The organism is Arcobacter siniprincipis (SeqCode) (assembly GCF_048571125.1).
GTDB lineage: Bacteria > Campylobacterota > Campylobacteria > Campylobacterales > Arcobacteraceae > Arcobacter > Arcobacter siniprincipis.
The window spans coordinates 1,925,638-1,940,902 of record NZ_CP182343.1; the positions used below are offsets into that span (position 1 = coordinate 1,925,638).

The 15,265-nt window shown below is 26.8% G+C and carries 18 protein-coding genes; 5 read left to right on the top strand and 13 right to left on the bottom strand.

Annotation, left to right across the window (positions count from 1 at the left end; translation table 11 throughout):
- The gene (locus ACNI3D_RS09645; RefSeq protein ID WP_419766834.1) at window positions 1-1,782 is read right to left on the bottom strand and encodes a TonB-dependent receptor domain-containing protein; all 1,782 of its coding nucleotides are present in this window, start codon (window positions 1,780-1,782) and stop codon (window positions 1-3) included.
- 15 nt (window positions 1,783-1,797) lie between these two features.
- Window positions 1,798-1,986: a hypothetical protein gene (locus ACNI3D_RS09650; protein WP_419766835.1), complete on the bottom strand. Its 189-nt coding sequence runs from the start codon at window positions 1,984-1,986 to the stop codon at window positions 1,798-1,800.
- Window positions 1,987-2,113: 127 nt separating this feature from the next.
- Here ACNI3D_RS09650 and ACNI3D_RS09655 point away from each other — a divergent pair, with 127 nt between their 5' ends.
- From ACNI3D_RS09655 to ACNI3D_RS09665, 3 genes are all read left to right on the top strand, one after another.
- Window positions 2,114-2,533, top strand: a complete 420-nt coding sequence (locus tag ACNI3D_RS09655) for a hypothetical protein (RefSeq protein WP_129099401.1) — start codon at window positions 2,114-2,116, stop codon at window positions 2,531-2,533.
- A gap of 152 nt (window positions 2,534-2,685) precedes the next feature.
- A complete protein-coding gene (locus ACNI3D_RS09660; RefSeq protein ID WP_129099402.1) occupies window positions 2,686-3,315 on the top strand; it encodes an HAD family hydrolase in 630 nt (209 codons plus the stop codon).
- A gap of 10 nt (window positions 3,316-3,325) precedes the next feature.
- Window positions 3,326-3,754 (top strand): GNAT family N-acetyltransferase, encoded by a 429-nt coding sequence (locus ACNI3D_RS09665; protein WP_419766836.1) that lies wholly within the window; start codon window positions 3,326-3,328, stop codon window positions 3,752-3,754.
- Window positions 3,755-3,763: 9 nt separating this feature from the next.
- Here the strand turns inward: ACNI3D_RS09665 and ACNI3D_RS09670 are convergent, their stop codons facing one another.
- The 7 genes from ACNI3D_RS09670 to ACNI3D_RS09700 all read right to left on the bottom strand — a co-directional run bounded on the left by ACNI3D_RS09670 (window position 3,764) and on the right by ACNI3D_RS09700 (window position 9,702).
- Window positions 3,764-4,450: a pseudouridine synthase gene (locus ACNI3D_RS09670; RefSeq protein WP_419766837.1), complete on the bottom strand. Its 687-nt coding sequence runs from the start codon at window positions 4,448-4,450 to the stop codon at window positions 3,764-3,766.
- Window positions 4,451-4,483: 33 nt separating this feature from the next.
- Window positions 4,484-5,146 (bottom strand): energy transducer TonB, encoded by a 663-nt coding sequence (locus ACNI3D_RS09675; protein WP_419766838.1) that lies wholly within the window; start codon window positions 5,144-5,146, stop codon window positions 4,484-4,486.
- Window positions 5,146-5,526, bottom strand: a complete 381-nt coding sequence (gene exbD / locus ACNI3D_RS09680) for a TonB system transport protein ExbD (protein WP_419766839.1) — start codon at window positions 5,524-5,526, stop codon at window positions 5,146-5,148. The genes ACNI3D_RS09675 and exbD overlap by 1 nt, the downstream gene beginning before the upstream one ends.
- Complete coding sequence (gene exbB / locus ACNI3D_RS09685) at window positions 5,507-5,935, bottom strand: TonB-system energizer ExbB (RefSeq protein ID WP_419766840.1); 429 nt, start codon at window positions 5,933-5,935, stop codon at window positions 5,507-5,509. The genes exbD and exbB overlap by 20 nt, the downstream gene beginning before the upstream one ends.
- 14 nt (window positions 5,936-5,949) lie before the next feature.
- Complete coding sequence (locus ACNI3D_RS09690) at window positions 5,950-8,052, bottom strand: TonB-dependent siderophore receptor (protein WP_419766841.1); 2,103 nt, start codon at window positions 8,050-8,052, stop codon at window positions 5,950-5,952.
- Between the two features lie 155 nt (window positions 8,053-8,207).
- The gene (locus tag ACNI3D_RS09695) at window positions 8,208-9,056 is read right to left on the bottom strand and encodes a sensor histidine kinase (RefSeq protein ID WP_419766842.1); all 849 of its coding nucleotides are present in this window, start codon (window positions 9,054-9,056) and stop codon (window positions 8,208-8,210) included.
- Complete coding sequence (locus ACNI3D_RS09700) at window positions 9,046-9,702, bottom strand: response regulator transcription factor (RefSeq protein ID WP_258238588.1); 657 nt, start codon at window positions 9,700-9,702, stop codon at window positions 9,046-9,048. Before ACNI3D_RS09700 ends, ACNI3D_RS09695 begins: the two co-directional genes overlap by 11 nt.
- Window positions 9,703-9,792: 90 nt before the next feature.
- On the opposite strand from ACNI3D_RS09700, the gene ACNI3D_RS09705 reads away from it, so the two are divergent.
- Both ACNI3D_RS09705 and ACNI3D_RS09710 read left to right on the top strand, forming a co-directional pair.
- Window positions 9,793-11,556: a Na/Pi cotransporter family protein gene (locus tag ACNI3D_RS09705; RefSeq protein WP_129099410.1), complete on the top strand. Its 1,764-nt coding sequence runs from the start codon at window positions 9,793-9,795 to the stop codon at window positions 11,554-11,556.
- Entirely contained in the window at window positions 11,543-11,776 is a 234-nt protein-coding gene (locus ACNI3D_RS09710; protein ID WP_129099411.1) for an exodeoxyribonuclease VII small subunit, read from the top strand. Before ACNI3D_RS09705 ends, ACNI3D_RS09710 begins: the two co-directional genes overlap by 14 nt.
- Here ACNI3D_RS09710 and ACNI3D_RS09715 read toward each other — a convergent pair.
- The 4 genes from ACNI3D_RS09715 to pgeF form a co-directional block, all read right to left on the bottom strand.
- The gene (locus tag ACNI3D_RS09715; RefSeq protein WP_129099412.1) at window positions 11,769-12,233 is read right to left on the bottom strand and encodes a tRNA (cytidine(34)-2'-O)-methyltransferase; all 465 of its coding nucleotides are present in this window, start codon (window positions 12,231-12,233) and stop codon (window positions 11,769-11,771) included. The genes ACNI3D_RS09710 and ACNI3D_RS09715 overlap by 8 nt on opposite strands.
- Window positions 12,233-13,066: a formyltetrahydrofolate deformylase gene (gene purU, locus ACNI3D_RS09720; protein WP_419766843.1), complete on the bottom strand. Its 834-nt coding sequence runs from the start codon at window positions 13,064-13,066 to the stop codon at window positions 12,233-12,235. The genes ACNI3D_RS09715 and purU overlap by 1 nt, the downstream gene beginning before the upstream one ends.
- 59 nt (window positions 13,067-13,125) lie before the next feature.
- Window positions 13,126-14,385: a malic enzyme-like NAD(P)-binding protein gene (locus tag ACNI3D_RS09725; RefSeq protein ID WP_129099414.1), complete on the bottom strand. Its 1,260-nt coding sequence runs from the start codon at window positions 14,383-14,385 to the stop codon at window positions 13,126-13,128.
- A gap of 149 nt (window positions 14,386-14,534) precedes the next feature.
- Complete coding sequence (gene pgeF / locus ACNI3D_RS09730; RefSeq protein ID WP_419766844.1) at window positions 14,535-15,206, bottom strand: peptidoglycan editing factor PgeF; 672 nt, start codon at window positions 15,204-15,206, stop codon at window positions 14,535-14,537.
- Between the last annotated feature and the right edge of the window lie 59 nt (window positions 15,207-15,265).

The window sequence follows — 15,265 nt, forward strand, 5'->3', positions numbered from 1 at the left end:
TTAGAAACTAACCTTTAAACCAATATATGCACTTCTTCCAGGTGTAGCATAATTGTAAACTGTTTGATAATATTTATTAAATATATTATCAACTTTTACATAAGTAGTTATATTTCTTTTAATCTCATAGTTAATTACACCATTCCAAATAGTGTAATTCCCAGTTTCTTTTGTTTTTTCTGCATCATCATATCTTTTTCCAATATATGAACTATTTAAATTGATATGTGTATTTTTAATTCCATAATAATCAACAGATGCATTAAACTCATTTTTTGCTCTTCTTGGTAAATCATTTCCTTTATTATCTTTAGCAGATAAATGAGTATAATTAAATCCTAATAAAATATTCTCAAATATATTTTTAATATAACTTACTTCATAACCTTTAAAAGTTGACTCACCAGTAAGATTTTCATACCGTGTATTTGGATATGAATTTGGAACATATCTAATCATATCTTTAATTTTATTTTCAAAATAAGTAATCTTAAAATCTTTATATTCAAAATTAAAATCAAAAGATTTTGTAGTTTCAGGAGATAAGCTAGGAGTATAATTTAAATTCCCTAATGTTGGAGCATTATAAGCTGTACCATAATTTGAAGAAACGGCCATATCATTATTAATATTATATTTAATACCTATTTTACCTGTAAATTTATCATCGAACTTACTATTATCATCATACCTTAAAGTTTCATTGATGATAAACTTATCAAAAGTATTTGTATTTGAAACAAAAATTGCTTGTGTATTATATTTATCTTTAGAATCTATATTTTCAAAATTTTGTTTGTCTAAACCCAAAATTATTGCATCACTTTTTCTATATGAATAATCACCTTGAACAGAGAATTCATTTACTAAACTTTTATAAATAGAATTGTCTTGATTTCTGTCAAATTTTGATTGTTGTGCATTTAATTTTAATTTATAAGAATCATCTTTATGTATATAATTTGCAGATTTGAAATAATGTTTAATTTTTGTTAGTTTATCATCCCTATCTTTAGTTGAACTATCATAATCATATTCTGAACCAATTTTCTTAAAAGTCAAACCTAATTCATCAGAATCAGTTAAATATACGCCACCTGCAATATTATAAGTATTATTGGAATATCCATCTCTTTCATATCCTAAATCTTTCCATTTTGATCCATTTGGTTCATAAGAACTTATTCCATCTGTAGATATTCTACTTGCATCAAATTTTAAATAACCCAATTTATTTTTATTTGAAACTGAACCATATAATTTTTTTGTATTATAACTTCCAGCTTCCATACCAATATTTCCATGAAATCCTGCCTTGGCTTTAGATGTAATTATATTTATTACTCCACCACTAGCATCAGCTCCCCAAATACCAGATTGAGCCCCTTTAACCACTTCAATTTGCTCTATATTTTCTATATTTAATTGAGCTAGTGGAGCACCACTTAATCCAGCTGGTTCATTATATCTTATCCCATCAATTAAAATTAAAATTCTTTTTGAATCTATACCTCTTACGAATAATGAGTCTAATTGTCCAACTCCCCCATTACTTACTATACTTACACCAGATATAGTTTTTAAAGCATCACTTACATTTGTAAAATGTCTCTCTTCAATCTCTTCTTTAGTAATAACATCAACATCTGAAGTTACATCTTTGATTGATTGTTCTGATTTTGTAGCACTTACGACTGTGATTTGTGATAGTTCTTCTGAATGAAGATTGGATGTTGCTATTAGAAGGCTTGCAACTAAGCTTGTAGTTAATTTCTTGTTCATATTTTATTTTCCTAATTATTTTATTTTATTTGTTGAATATAGTTTTGCAGGTTTTAACTGTCTTGATATAAGTATATTTACTATTTTTGGCATATCAATAGATATTAAAGAATGAATTAAACTATAAATAGATGAGATTTTTCTATCAACAGTTGCAGCTAACATTCCAAATAGTGTAAAATATTTTTTGTTCTTACTAATCATAAACTCTCCTTTCTTTGTATTGTTTGTATTATAATTCGCGTATTATAATCAAAAGAATATAAATCTTTTATTTCAAGGTAAATTAAAGCTATTTTAATACAATACCCCCAATTTTAAAGGAGATACTTTGACTTATAATGAATGGTTTGAGAAGCATGCCACAAGACATCAAAATATCATGGAAAGATTAAAAGACTTGAGTGATGAAGAAGTTATAAAGTATTTTAGGTTTGATAATATGGTTAAAAAAGAGCCTGATTTCTGTCCACTTTATAAAGATAATAAGAAGTGCCATGATTATGAAGAGTTAAATTGTTACTTATGCGCCTGTCCAAACTTCAGATTCGATGACAATGGATTTAAAAAGATCGAAGAAAAAACTCTTTACTCATACTGTAATATAGATAGTAAAGATGGAGCTCAATATAAAGGTGATGATTATATTCATCAAAACTGTGCTGGATGCTTAGTACCTCATAAAGAAACTTATATCAAAAAACATTTTTCGAGAAATTGGAAAGAGATTATGAGGGATGTAAGACCATAAAAAAAGTTCAACTTCTGGTGTTTGAAGTTGAACTTTAGTGGTGTTGTGTTATTCTTTTGTATAAAATGTAGGAGAAATACAAAATGTGTATTGGAATTCTACCTATTCAGTGTTAATTGATTGTTAATCAAAAAATTTAGTTTGGAGAATTTATGAAACTTATAATGTTTGATATGGATGGAACCTTAATCAATAGTGGTGGAATGATTGCAAATACTATTAATTATGTTAGAGAAAATTTAGGATTTGAAACCTTAGACAAAAAATATATTTTAAAAAATGTAAATGATCCAAATATAAACTCATCTGAATTTTTTTATGGAACAAAACACTTTACAGAAGAACAAGGTAAACTTTTTGAAACTTATTATTATGACCATTGCTTAACTGACTTAGAAATTTATGATGGAATAAAAGAGTTATTGGAAGACTTAAAAAGTGATTATATTTTTACAGTTGCCACAAATGCCAATAGTGAATTTGCAAATAGAATGTTAAATCATTTAGAAATAGGCAAATACTTTAAAACAGTAGTTGGTTATAACGATGTATTAAAACCTAAACCACACCCAGAGATGGTTTATAAAATACTTGAAGAGATAAAAACTACAAAAGAAAAATCCCTTTTAGTAGGAGACAGCCACAAAGATGTCCAAGCAGCAACAAATGCAGGGATAGAATCTGTTTTAGTAAATTGGGGATTTTCAGACCATGAAGAAAATGCAATAGAAAATGTAAAAGAGTTAGAACAAAGAATATTTAAAAAGTTTTCAATATTTTAAAAGAGTTAAGATGAATATACGTCTGGCAAAAATTGATGACTTAAAAGATATTTATGATTTGATTTGTGATATGGAAAGTACCCAATTAGATTATAAAAAATTTGAACAAATATTTATTAGATATTTAGAAAATGAAAACTTTTACTCAATTGTTGCAGAAGAAGATGATTTAACAATTGCTTGCTTAAATTTAAGAATAGAATACCAACTTCATCATGTGGAAAAAATAGCAGAGATTATGGAACTTGCAGTTAAAAAGGGATACCGTTCAAAAGGTGTGGGTAAAGAACTTTTAGACAAAGCAAGAAAAATATCAAAAGATAACAACTGTTTACAAATGGAAGTTTGCTGTAATCAAATAAGAGAAAAAGCTCATATGTTCTATCAAAGGGAAGGTATGAAAAATTCACACTTTAAGTTTACTATAGATTTAAATTAGCATAAGCCTTTACAAACTTATCTGTTTATATTCACCCTCTTTTAAATCTTCAACCGTAAAGTTATCAAAACTTATTCTATGAAGTTTTACAACCCTATTATCAACTGCTGCAAACATTCTTTTTACCTGATGATATTTGCCCTCAACAATCTCTAATCGGACACAAGTAGGAGAAAGAACTTCTAATTTTGCTGGAAGTAAGGGTTTATCTTCTCCATTTAAAAGAAGTTCTCCACTAGCAAAAATTTTTTCTTCATCACCTTTTAAAGGCACTTTTAAATGTGCTTCATAAATTTTAGAAATCTCTTTTTTAGGATTTGCAAGTTTATGATTTAAAGTTCCATTATCAGTCAATATTATTGCACCTGTTGTATCAACATCAAGTCTGCCAACAGTGGAAATTTTTGGATTTCGTTGAGTCCATCTATATGGAAGTAACGAGTATATCAATACTCCTGCATCATTGTGAGAGCATATAACACCAGAGGGTTTATTAAGTAGTATTGTTAAAGTTTCAGGATCAAGTTTTTCACCATTGATTGTTATGTCATCATGATAGGCTTTTGTTGAGGGATTAAATACTCTATTTTCATTTACTAAAAGCTCATTTATTTTTAAAAACTTTTTAGCATCACCTCTTGTACAATAACCTAAACTTGATAAATGTGCATCTATTCTTTTATAACTATTTTTCATGAAGCGCATAGTAGCATTTTTTTATTAATAAACTTATGTAAGAGTATATTCTATTGGAACTTTTATGACTATCTCTTTTTTGACCTTTGGGAACTCTTTTGATGCTTTTTCAATAGCCTCAAGTGATGATTTTATAAGTAATCTATGTCCAGAGATAGAGGTTACATCTTTAATTTCACCATTAATTAAAATTTTAAATTTTACTAGTACTTTTCCTTGAATATTTAATCGTTTTGCTCTTTTTGGATAATTTATATTTTTTTGAATTAGTGCTACTATTTGTTTAAGATGTTCTTCTAAAAAGTCTTGCTCATAAGTTCTTTTTACACTTTTTTGTATAAATTCTTGCTCTTTTTTTACTATCTTTTTTTCTTCTTTTTCAGTTTTTTTTCTAATAGTCTTTTTTTCAACTACTTTCTTAACTGCTTCTTTTTTAGGCACTTTCTTTTTTGTGGCTTTTTTTGATATCTTTGTTTCTTTTATTTCTTTTTTAGGAACTTCTTTTTTTACAGCAGGCTCTTTTTTTACTATCTTTTCTTGTTCAAATAGAGAGACAAAATTTAGATTTATAGATTTTTCTTTTACTTTATTTTTAATAATTAAACTATCATAACTATATAATATCCCTGTAAAAACCAATCCATATAAAAAACTTGTCAGAAAAAAAGAATAAAAATATCTTTTAAAGTTTAACATTAGTTTTTCTTTGTGATTATAGAGATATTAGAAAAATCATTTGATTTTAATAAATCAAGAACAGTAACAAAAGATTCAAAATCAGCTTTTTTATCGCTTTTAATAAAAATATGAGAATCTTTATTTATCTTATTTACTTCCAAACTAAGGTTTTCAAAGCTTATATGTGATTTATTTAAATATAAGCTATTATCCTCTTTGATTGTAATAATAAACTCTTTTTTTATCTCTGATTTTTTTGCACTTGCTGCTTTTGCCAAAGATACAGCAATATCACCACGGGCTATAAAAGTTGAAGTCAATAATACAATAGCTAATAATACTAATAACACATCAATAAAGGGAATTACATTTATTGAATTAAATTTCTGTAATTTCATCAAATTTACTTTCAATTACTTCTGCATATCGAGCTAATACATTATAAAAAACTTGAGAAAGAATTGCCACAACTAAACCAACAGCTGTTGCTTTTAGGGCTAAGGCTAAAGAACTCATTATCATAGTTGCTTCAATATCACCTTCACTCATAGTCATAAAAGTAAGCATAATAGCTAATACAGTTCCCAATAAACCTATATAAGGAGCATTTGAAGCAATTGTTCCAATAACAGATAAATGTTTTGTAACAGCTATCTCTAATGTTTTTTTTGATTTGTAAAACTTCACTTCAATATTTTTGTAAAAAAATATTCTCTCAATAAAAAACCAAAAAGATAAAAAACTCATAAAAACTAAAAGAGCTATCACTCCATAATCAACTAGATTTTTTAATAATTCAATGTTCATTTATTCTTCTCCTTTTAAAACTTAACATTAAAATTAATTAAATATGTTCTTTCCATTCCAGCAGTCACTCTTCCACCGTAATAGTCTAATCTTTCATAGTAATCTTTATCTGTCAAATTTTTAACTACAAAAGATGTTTCATAAGATTTATGTTTATATCCAATTTTTGCATCGTATGTATAATAACTTGGTATTTTATATTTATTTTCACCATCTAGCTGAGTTGATGATTGTGCATAAATTCCAGCTCCTACACTAAAACCCTTTAAAGCAAGTTGATTAAATTTATAATTTGCCCAAATTCTAGCTGAATGATTAGGAACTCCACCCAATTTATTACCTGCAAATATTTTACTTGAAGCATTTTTTGTATAACTAGCATGTGTATTTGTATAATTTGACAATAAACTAAAATTTGTTGTTGGTTGCCAAAGTAAATCTAATTCTATTCCTTTACTCTCTTCTTCTCCATTTGGTATAGTAGTTAATCCATTAGTAGCAGGATTAGCAACACTAATATTTTTTCTTTCTATTTTAAATACAGCCAAAGAACCTGATAATTGACTATTCGTATCAAATTTTATCCCTGCTTCATATTGCTTTGATTCCATAGGTTTTGGAGATTTCTCATAATTAGACCATCCTGGAGCTTTCATTCCCTCACTGTAACTTGTAAATAGTGTAATATTGTCATTTATATCGTATGCAAATCCACCTTGTAACAATAATTTTGTTTTATCTGTTTTATTGTCACCTCCATAAGTGTCTTCAAAATCTACAACAACTTTTGATAATTTTGTACCAATTAATAAATGTAATTTATCAAATAAATTTTGTTGAATTTGTGCATAAATACTTGATGTTCTATTTCTCACTTCTCCTGACCAAATCCCTCTTTTCTCATCTTTATAAGGAATTGAATATATTGGATTTAAAAGATCAATAGATTGCACACCAGAAGACATATTCATATTATCCATAAATCCTTTATCATTTAAAGAACTCATTTCTGCTCCAAAAACTAATTTTGTATTCATAGAAAATTCTGCTTTTACATCTGCACTTAAACTTCTAGCTTGTTGTTCTTGATACATTCTTGTATTTAAAAGCATAAAAGTTGAACCAAACATAGGTTCATTACCTAAATTTAATTGTAATCTTTCATCAAATTCACTATTTGCTGCATATAATTTTGTATTTACAGACCAAATATCATTAAATCTATGTTCAACATTTGTAGCAATACTATCTAGTGAAGTTTTAGAATCTGGTAAATTTTTTTCACCTACAAATAAATCTTTATCAATTTTAAAATCACCAGCAATTGTACCAACTGCTGGTAATCCTTGATAGTCTTGACCTTTCCATCTTGATGTTTTACCTTGAAATATGACTGTAGTATCATCATCAATTTTTAATTTTACAGTTGGATTAATATTGTAATTATTTCTTTCAATTACATCATTTTGACTTTTAGTTTTTGTATATTCACCTGTAACTCTTAATAATACTAATTCAGCTATAGGTTGGTTAATATCAAATGAAGGCTTAATTAAATTATTACTTCCAATAGTTATTCCTAATTGTGAAAAAGATATAGGCTCTGGTAACTTTGATATTAAATTTACCGAACCTCCAACGGGTGTTCCAGAGTTACCACCATAAAGAATGGCATTTGGACCTTTTAACACTTCAATTCTTTCAATATTAATTGTACTTTCTCTATCTCCTGTATTGTAAACTAAACTTGTCCCATCTTGTAATTGTTCAGCAGCAAATCCACGAACTAATGTTCCATCCCAACCTGAAGTAGTTAATGGATTATTAGTAACTATGCCACTTGAGTTATGAAGTGCTTCACTAACTGATTGAACTTGTTGATCATTCATAATTTCACTATTTATTACTTGAATAGATTTTGGTATTTGTTTTAGAGGTGTTCTTGTTTTAGTTGCACTATCAGCAGTTAAAGATTTATATCCTTTTGTTTCTCCAGCTGTTGTTTCCATAGAGTTATCACTAGTTACTAAAATACTTTCTAGATTGATACTATCAGTTGCATTCAAATTTACTAAAACAGTACAAGTAGTTATAAATATCTTACTTATTTTTCTCATCTTTATCCTTCTTTTAACACCAATTTTAAAAGAAAAATTTAGTGTGAGAGTAATAAGTTTTCTTTATATCCAAACATTTTTCAATAGAAAACTTTGATTATGAATAATATAACTTTAATGTTAATTTTTTGTTAATTTATATTTTTAAGATATTTTTAAGATATTATTTTTGAGAGATTTAATTTTATTTGTGTTCCATTATCTTTTGGTTCAATTTTAATATCAATTTGATTTTTATCACAAAACTCTTTTACAATATTTAAACCTAAACCAAAACCAGTTTTACTTGAATCTTCTTGAAAATATTGATCAAATACAATAAAAAGATTTTTTGTATCTATTATATTTCCTGTATTAAATATACATAAAAGATTATCTTGCATATTTATTTTGATAATTCCATTTTCGCAGTTATATTTTATAGCATTTGACAAAAGGTTATCAAAAACTTTTTGAAACCCATTTTTATCACTTATAATAGATATATTTTTAATATCATTTTCTATCGTGATATTGCCTTTCATATCTTCAAATTTATCAATTGAATCCTCAATTATATCATCAAGCAGGAATTCAAACTTATCGATCCTTCCAATCTCTTTTTTTATCTCATATTCCATTTGTTCATAAAGCTTTAAAAGTTCATTTGTAGCTAATTTTATTCTATTTAACCTTCTTATATCTTTTTCATCTTTTAGATTCTTTTCTAACATTTGAGCATTAGATTGTATTGTAGAAGCAGGAATATTGAGTTCATGGATAGTCTCCTTAATAGCTTTTTCTAAATTATTGTCACTTTCAAATAAAGGATCAAAAAGTGGTTTACTCAAGAAATAGTTTAAAACAACAGCAAAAATAATAAGTACTAAAGTAATAACTATGAAAGTATCTTTATTAAAACCCAATAATGCTACTAAATAATAATTTGCAAGTAAAACCATAATCACAATAAATGATACTAAAATAGAATTAGAGATTATAAAGTTCTTTTTTTTAATATTCAAGCTTATAACCAACTCCTTTTATATTTACTACTTTTTCTTTTACAAATATTTTCTTTACAGCATTTATATAGACTCTAATTGAACCTTCACTATAATCTTCTTCACAATGCCAAAGTCTATTAACTATCATCTCTTTTGTTACAATTTTATCTTTATTTTCTAAAAATAATTCCAATAAATCCACTACTTTCATTGGCAAATTCATATCTTTGTTATTTTCATATACTCTTTTATCATTTGGACTAAAAAATAGATTTTCCCCTAATTGTATTTTCTCAATTTGTTTTCCAGATCTTTTTAAAAGCGATTTTATTCTCAAAATAAGTTCATCTAAGTCAATTGGCTTTTTCAAATAATCATCGGCACCTGATAAAAAGCCTTGTTCTAAACTCTCTTTATCTTTATAAGATGTTAAAAACATCGTTGGAGTATTATCCCCTGATTCTCTTAAATCTTTTAAGAGTTCTAATCCATTTATTTTAGGAACATTTATATCAAACAGATATAAATCATAATTCTTTTCATAATTTAAAGCTAGTGCTTCTTCTCCATCTTTAGCAATATCAACTAAAAAGCCCTCTTCATCTAGAAAATCTTCAATTGTTTGTGCAAATAGTTCGTCATCTTCAAGTAGTAATATTCTCATTATAAATCAAGTTTCCAATGTTTTTTGCAAAATTTTACACTAATATATATAAAAATGTTGTTTTTCCAAAATTTTTATATATAATTACTTATGATAAAAAAACTACTTATACCAATTATTTTACTTTTTTTAGCCTATTTTATAATTTCAAGCGAAAATATAAAAACAATATCTGCAGGAATTGCCATATTTATTATAGGCATGTATTTTATGGAGAATGGCTTTAAACTTTTTTCTGGGGGATTATTAGAAAAAGTTTTAGAAAAGTTTACTTCTACTAGTTTAAAATCAGTAATTACAGGTTTTATTAGCACCTCAATAGTTCAAAGTTCATCATTGATTTCTGTTATTGTTATATCTTTTTTAACAGTTGAAATTATATCCTTAACTCAAGGTATGGCAATAATCTTTGGAGCAAATCTAGGAAGTACAACAACAGCATGGATAGTATCATCTTTGGGTGTTGATATTAAAATATCTTTATATGCAATGCCAATGATCATTTTTGGAGTTATTTTTAGATTCTCAAAAGAACAAAGGTATATAGGTCTTGGGAATATTTTATTAGGTCTTGGTTTTATATTTTTAGGTATTTCATACATGAAAGATGGCTTTGAGACTTTAAAAGATTCTATTGATTTGGCTTCATACTCTGTTGGTGGGTTTTTAGGTATTTTTGTTTATATCTTAATAGGAGCAATTGCTACAGTTGTAATACAATCAAGTGGTGCAACTATGGCAATTATTATTACTGCACTTGCAGGGGGAAATATAATTTACATTGATGCAATAGCTTTAGCTATTGGAGCAAATATTGGTACAACAGTAACTGCTATTGTAGGCTCTTTAACATCAAATGAAAATGGTAAAAGACTTGCTTTTGGACATCTCGTTTTTAACATGATTACAGCTTTAATTGCGGTTATTTTTATATATGCTTTAAAAGATTTTGTTGATTATCTTGCACCACTAGTTTCAATTGATAATAATAACTACAGTATGAAATTAGCTCTATTTCATACTATATTCAATATAGTTGGAATAGTTGTTTTATTTCCTTTTATTCCTCTTATTGTTTCCATGTCAAAAAAAGTAATAAAAGATAAAATAAAAAAAGCATCAAAACCTATATATTTAGATGAATCAAATATAAAAATACCATATAATGCAATGGTTTCAATCCAAAAAGAAGTAATACATTTATATGAAAATGCCCAAAAGGCAATATTACACTCTATGTCAATTCATACTTCTGATTTAAAAGAAGAAAAAGATATAGATAATATACTTTCAACCCCTGCAAAAATTGATACAAATTTAGATGATATATATCATAATGACTTAAAATCCTTATATAGTGAAATCATTGATTATCTTTTAAAATCACAATCTCATATGAACTCAAATCAACTCTTTTATATAGGTCAATTAAGGCTCTCATCAAATATTATTGTAAAAATATTAAAAGATACTAGAGATATTCAAAAAAATATGAATGCATACCTTTATAGTAAAAACGAAGATATAAAACAAGAGTATTTAACCTTAAAAAAAGAGTTTGCACTAAATATTTTAAGAACAAATTTACTGAGAAATAAAGATATAGATGATGTAGAAACTTCAACGCAAATTCAAATGTATAAAGACAATATTGACGCTTTAGAGATTCAAACCAATAAAAAGATTGATGAGTTAATTAGAAATGATAAAATCACACCTAAAATGGGAACCTCTCTAATCAATGATTCCACAAGTATTTTTAATATGAGTAAAAATTTATTTAGAATTGCAAATATCTTATTTGTAAATGATATTAAACTAAGATCACTAGGAGAATTAAATGAAACTGTCTAAACTAGTAAAAACATTCGAAAGTTTCCTTCTTTGGGACAAAGAAGAGATAAAAGAAAATGAAAATGAAATTAATGAAATTATAGAAAAACTCTATGAAAAAAGAACTAAAATTGAAGAAAAAATAAGAAGATGTGATGATAAGAAAGAAGAAGATAAATTAAAAGAAAAATTAAAAGCTGTAAAAAAACTTATAAAAAAAGCAAAAAAAGAGTTTATTTAAACTCTTTAAAATTTTGTCGTAAAGCCTCATAAGCTACGATTGATACAGAGTTTGCCATATTTAAACTTCTTGCATCATTTGTCATAGGAATAGTAATGCATCCCTTTTCATTTTTTGCTAATAAATTTTCAGGTAAACCAGCATCTTCCCTACCAAAATAAAAATAATCTCCTACTTCATACTTAGCATCAAAATATACTTGTTTTGTTTTGGTTGTCGCAAAAAAATGTCTATCATTTAAAGGATTTTTTGACCAAAAATCTTCTATATTTTCATATTCAGTTACATCTAAATCAAACCAATAATCAAGCCCTGCTCGTCTTACTTCTTTTTCAGTAATTTCACCAAAACCATAAGGCTTTATCAAATGTAATCTACAATTCATAGCAAAGGCAAGTCTTCCTATTGTCCCAACATTTCCCGGAATTCTTGGTTCTAATAAAACAATATTAAACATTACAAAATTACCGTCTTATTTCCAAAAACGAAAACTTTATCTTCTAGTAACAGTTGAAGGGCATTTGATAATACTACTTTTTCAACATTACGCCCTGCAGTTCTCATATCTTGCCAAGAAAAGTTATGGTCAATTCTTACAACTTCTTGAGCAATAATTGGACCTTCATCCAAATCATTTGTAACATAATGAGCAGTTGCTCCTATAATTTTTACACCTCTTTGATGTGCTTGTTTATAGGGGTTTGCTCCAATAAATGCTGGTAAGAAAGAGTGGTGAATATTTAAAACTTGTTGTGGAAATTCTTGAACAAATTTTGAAGTTAATATTCTCATATACTTAGCTAAAACAATAAGTTCTGGTTCATACTCTTTTATTTTAGCAATAAGTAAGTCTTCATGAGGTTCTCTTTCCATCCCTTCTGCACTAATACAATGGAAAGGTATACCAAATTTTTCTACTAAATCTTTCAAATAATCATGATTTGCAATTACAGCTTTTATATTTGCTTCTAATTCACCATCAAAATATCTAATAAGCAAATCACCTAAAACATGTGATTCTTTTGTCACAAGTATAACTATGTCTTTTTTTGATTTTTCTCTTAATTTAACTTGTGTATCTTTAGGTAAAACTTCAGTTAATTCTTTAAGAAGTATCTTATCATTTACATTACCACTGATAACTGTTCTCATAAAAAATTTATTTGTTTCCACATCCACAAATTCAGCATTTTGTTCGATATTAAGATTATTTGCAAAAAGAACCTTTGATACATTGTATACAAGTCCTTTTGAGTCAGAAGTATTAATTAATAGTATGTATTCTTTCATTTTTTATCCATATAATAGTATTATTCCAATTTAAAAGTGGAATAATACCATTATTTTGATTAAATCATTTGTGATAACTCTTCTTTATAAGCTGTTAAATCAAAATCTTTTATTCTTGCAACCCCAGATTCTACAGCCGCATTTGCAACTGCACTAGAAATTTCAACAATAAGTCTTTTATCAAATGGTTTAGGAATAATATAATCTTTTGAAAATGCTAAATGATCTCCAAATATTGCTTTTACTTCAGCAGGTACTGTTTTTTTAGCTAAATCAGCAATAGCATATGCTGCTGCTTTTTTCATTTGCATATTTATTTTTTTAGCTTGAACATCAAGTGCTCCTCTAAAAATAAATGGAAAACCAAGTACATTGTTTATTTGGTTATTAAAATCACTTCTTCCTGTTCCAACAATTGCTTTATCTCTGATTTTTAATATATCTTCAGGAAAAAGTTCAGGTGTTGGATTTGCTAGGGCAAATACAATTGGTTCATCAGCCATAAGAGCAATATGTTCTTGGGTAAATGTTCCAGGTTTAGATAAGCCTAAAACAACATCCGCATCTCTAAAAGCTTCTAATTTAGTCATTGATTCTTTTATAGAAAATTCTTTTTTATACTTATTTAAATCACTTCTACCATCATGAATAACTCCTTTAGAATCACACATAATAATATTTTGTACTCCAACTGCTTTATACATTCTCGCACAAGAAATAGCAGCTGCCCCAGCTCCCATAACTATAACTTTTAAGTCTTCTAGTTTTTTATCAATAATTTCACAAGCATTTATTAACCCAGCTGTTGTAATAATAGCTGTTCCATGTTGATCATCATGCATTACAGGAATATCAACTTCATCAATAAGTCTTCTTTCTATTTCAAAACACTCAGGTGATTTTATATCTTCAAGATTTATTCCCCCAAAAGTTGGCGATATAGCTTTACAAATAGATACAAACTTTTCAACATCAGTTTCATCAACTTCAATATCAAATGAATCAACAGCTGCAAATTTTTTAAATAATACAGACTTTCCTTCCATTACTGGTTTTGATGCAACTGCCCCAATGTCACCAAGCCCAAGTACAGCTGTACCATTTGATATTACAGCTACAAGATTCTTTTTAGCTGTATATTTAAATGCATTATCTGGATCTTTTTCAATTTCCAAACAAGGAAAAGCAACTCCAGGTGTATATGCTAAAGCCAAATCTCTTTGTGTCCCAAGTTTTGTTGTAGTCCCAATTTCTAATTTTCCTGGTTTAGGAAATTGGTGGTAATCTAAAGCTTCCTCTTTAGTTACAGGTTTACTCATAAATAACTCCTTTATCTATTTCGATGAAATTGTAACCTATCGAAACTTAAAAATTATATTTTCTAGTTCTTAATATGATTTTTATCTACAATTAAGCTATTTTTACATTATTTATACATAATTACTACATTATTTTTACACATTCAGTTTTATTTTATAATTCCGATTATTGAAAACCTTCCACAATTTTTATCTTTTCTATATGAAAAAAAATCTTCTCCGGAACACTTTGTACAAATATTTGATACTTCAATATTAAAAATTCCAATATCATTTAATTGTTTTATATTTATTCCTTGTAAATCTAGATATCTATTTTGGCAAAATTCTTTTCCAAAAGATTTTATGGCAATAGTTTCTAGTTCTTCTGATACTTCATAACAACATTTTTGTATAGAAGGTCCTAAATATACAAAGATATCTTTAGCCTTGCAACCTAACTCTTCTATCATCTTAATTGCTGTTTTTTGAACTATATTTAAAAAAGTAGAATTTCTTCCAGCATGTACAACTGCTATTATTTTTTTATTTTCATCACTTAAAAATATAGGAATACAATCAGCAACCATAACCATAATTGGGAGATTTTTTTCTTTTGTAATCAACGCATCACAATTATCAATTAATAAAGGAGAATTCAAATCTACAATTTCAATATTATCTGCATGCACCTGATTCATATATCTAAGTTTTGAGATATCGAAATTATGTTTTTTAGATAATTTTAATCTATTATTATCAACACAGCTTTTTTTATCATTTACATGATATGCCATATTCCCGTCTATTATTGTAGTTGTAAACTTTAAAATAGTGTTCATATTTTCCCCAAATTCTTTTTATATCAATTTATCATAATTTTTTTAATATCCTCTTATTT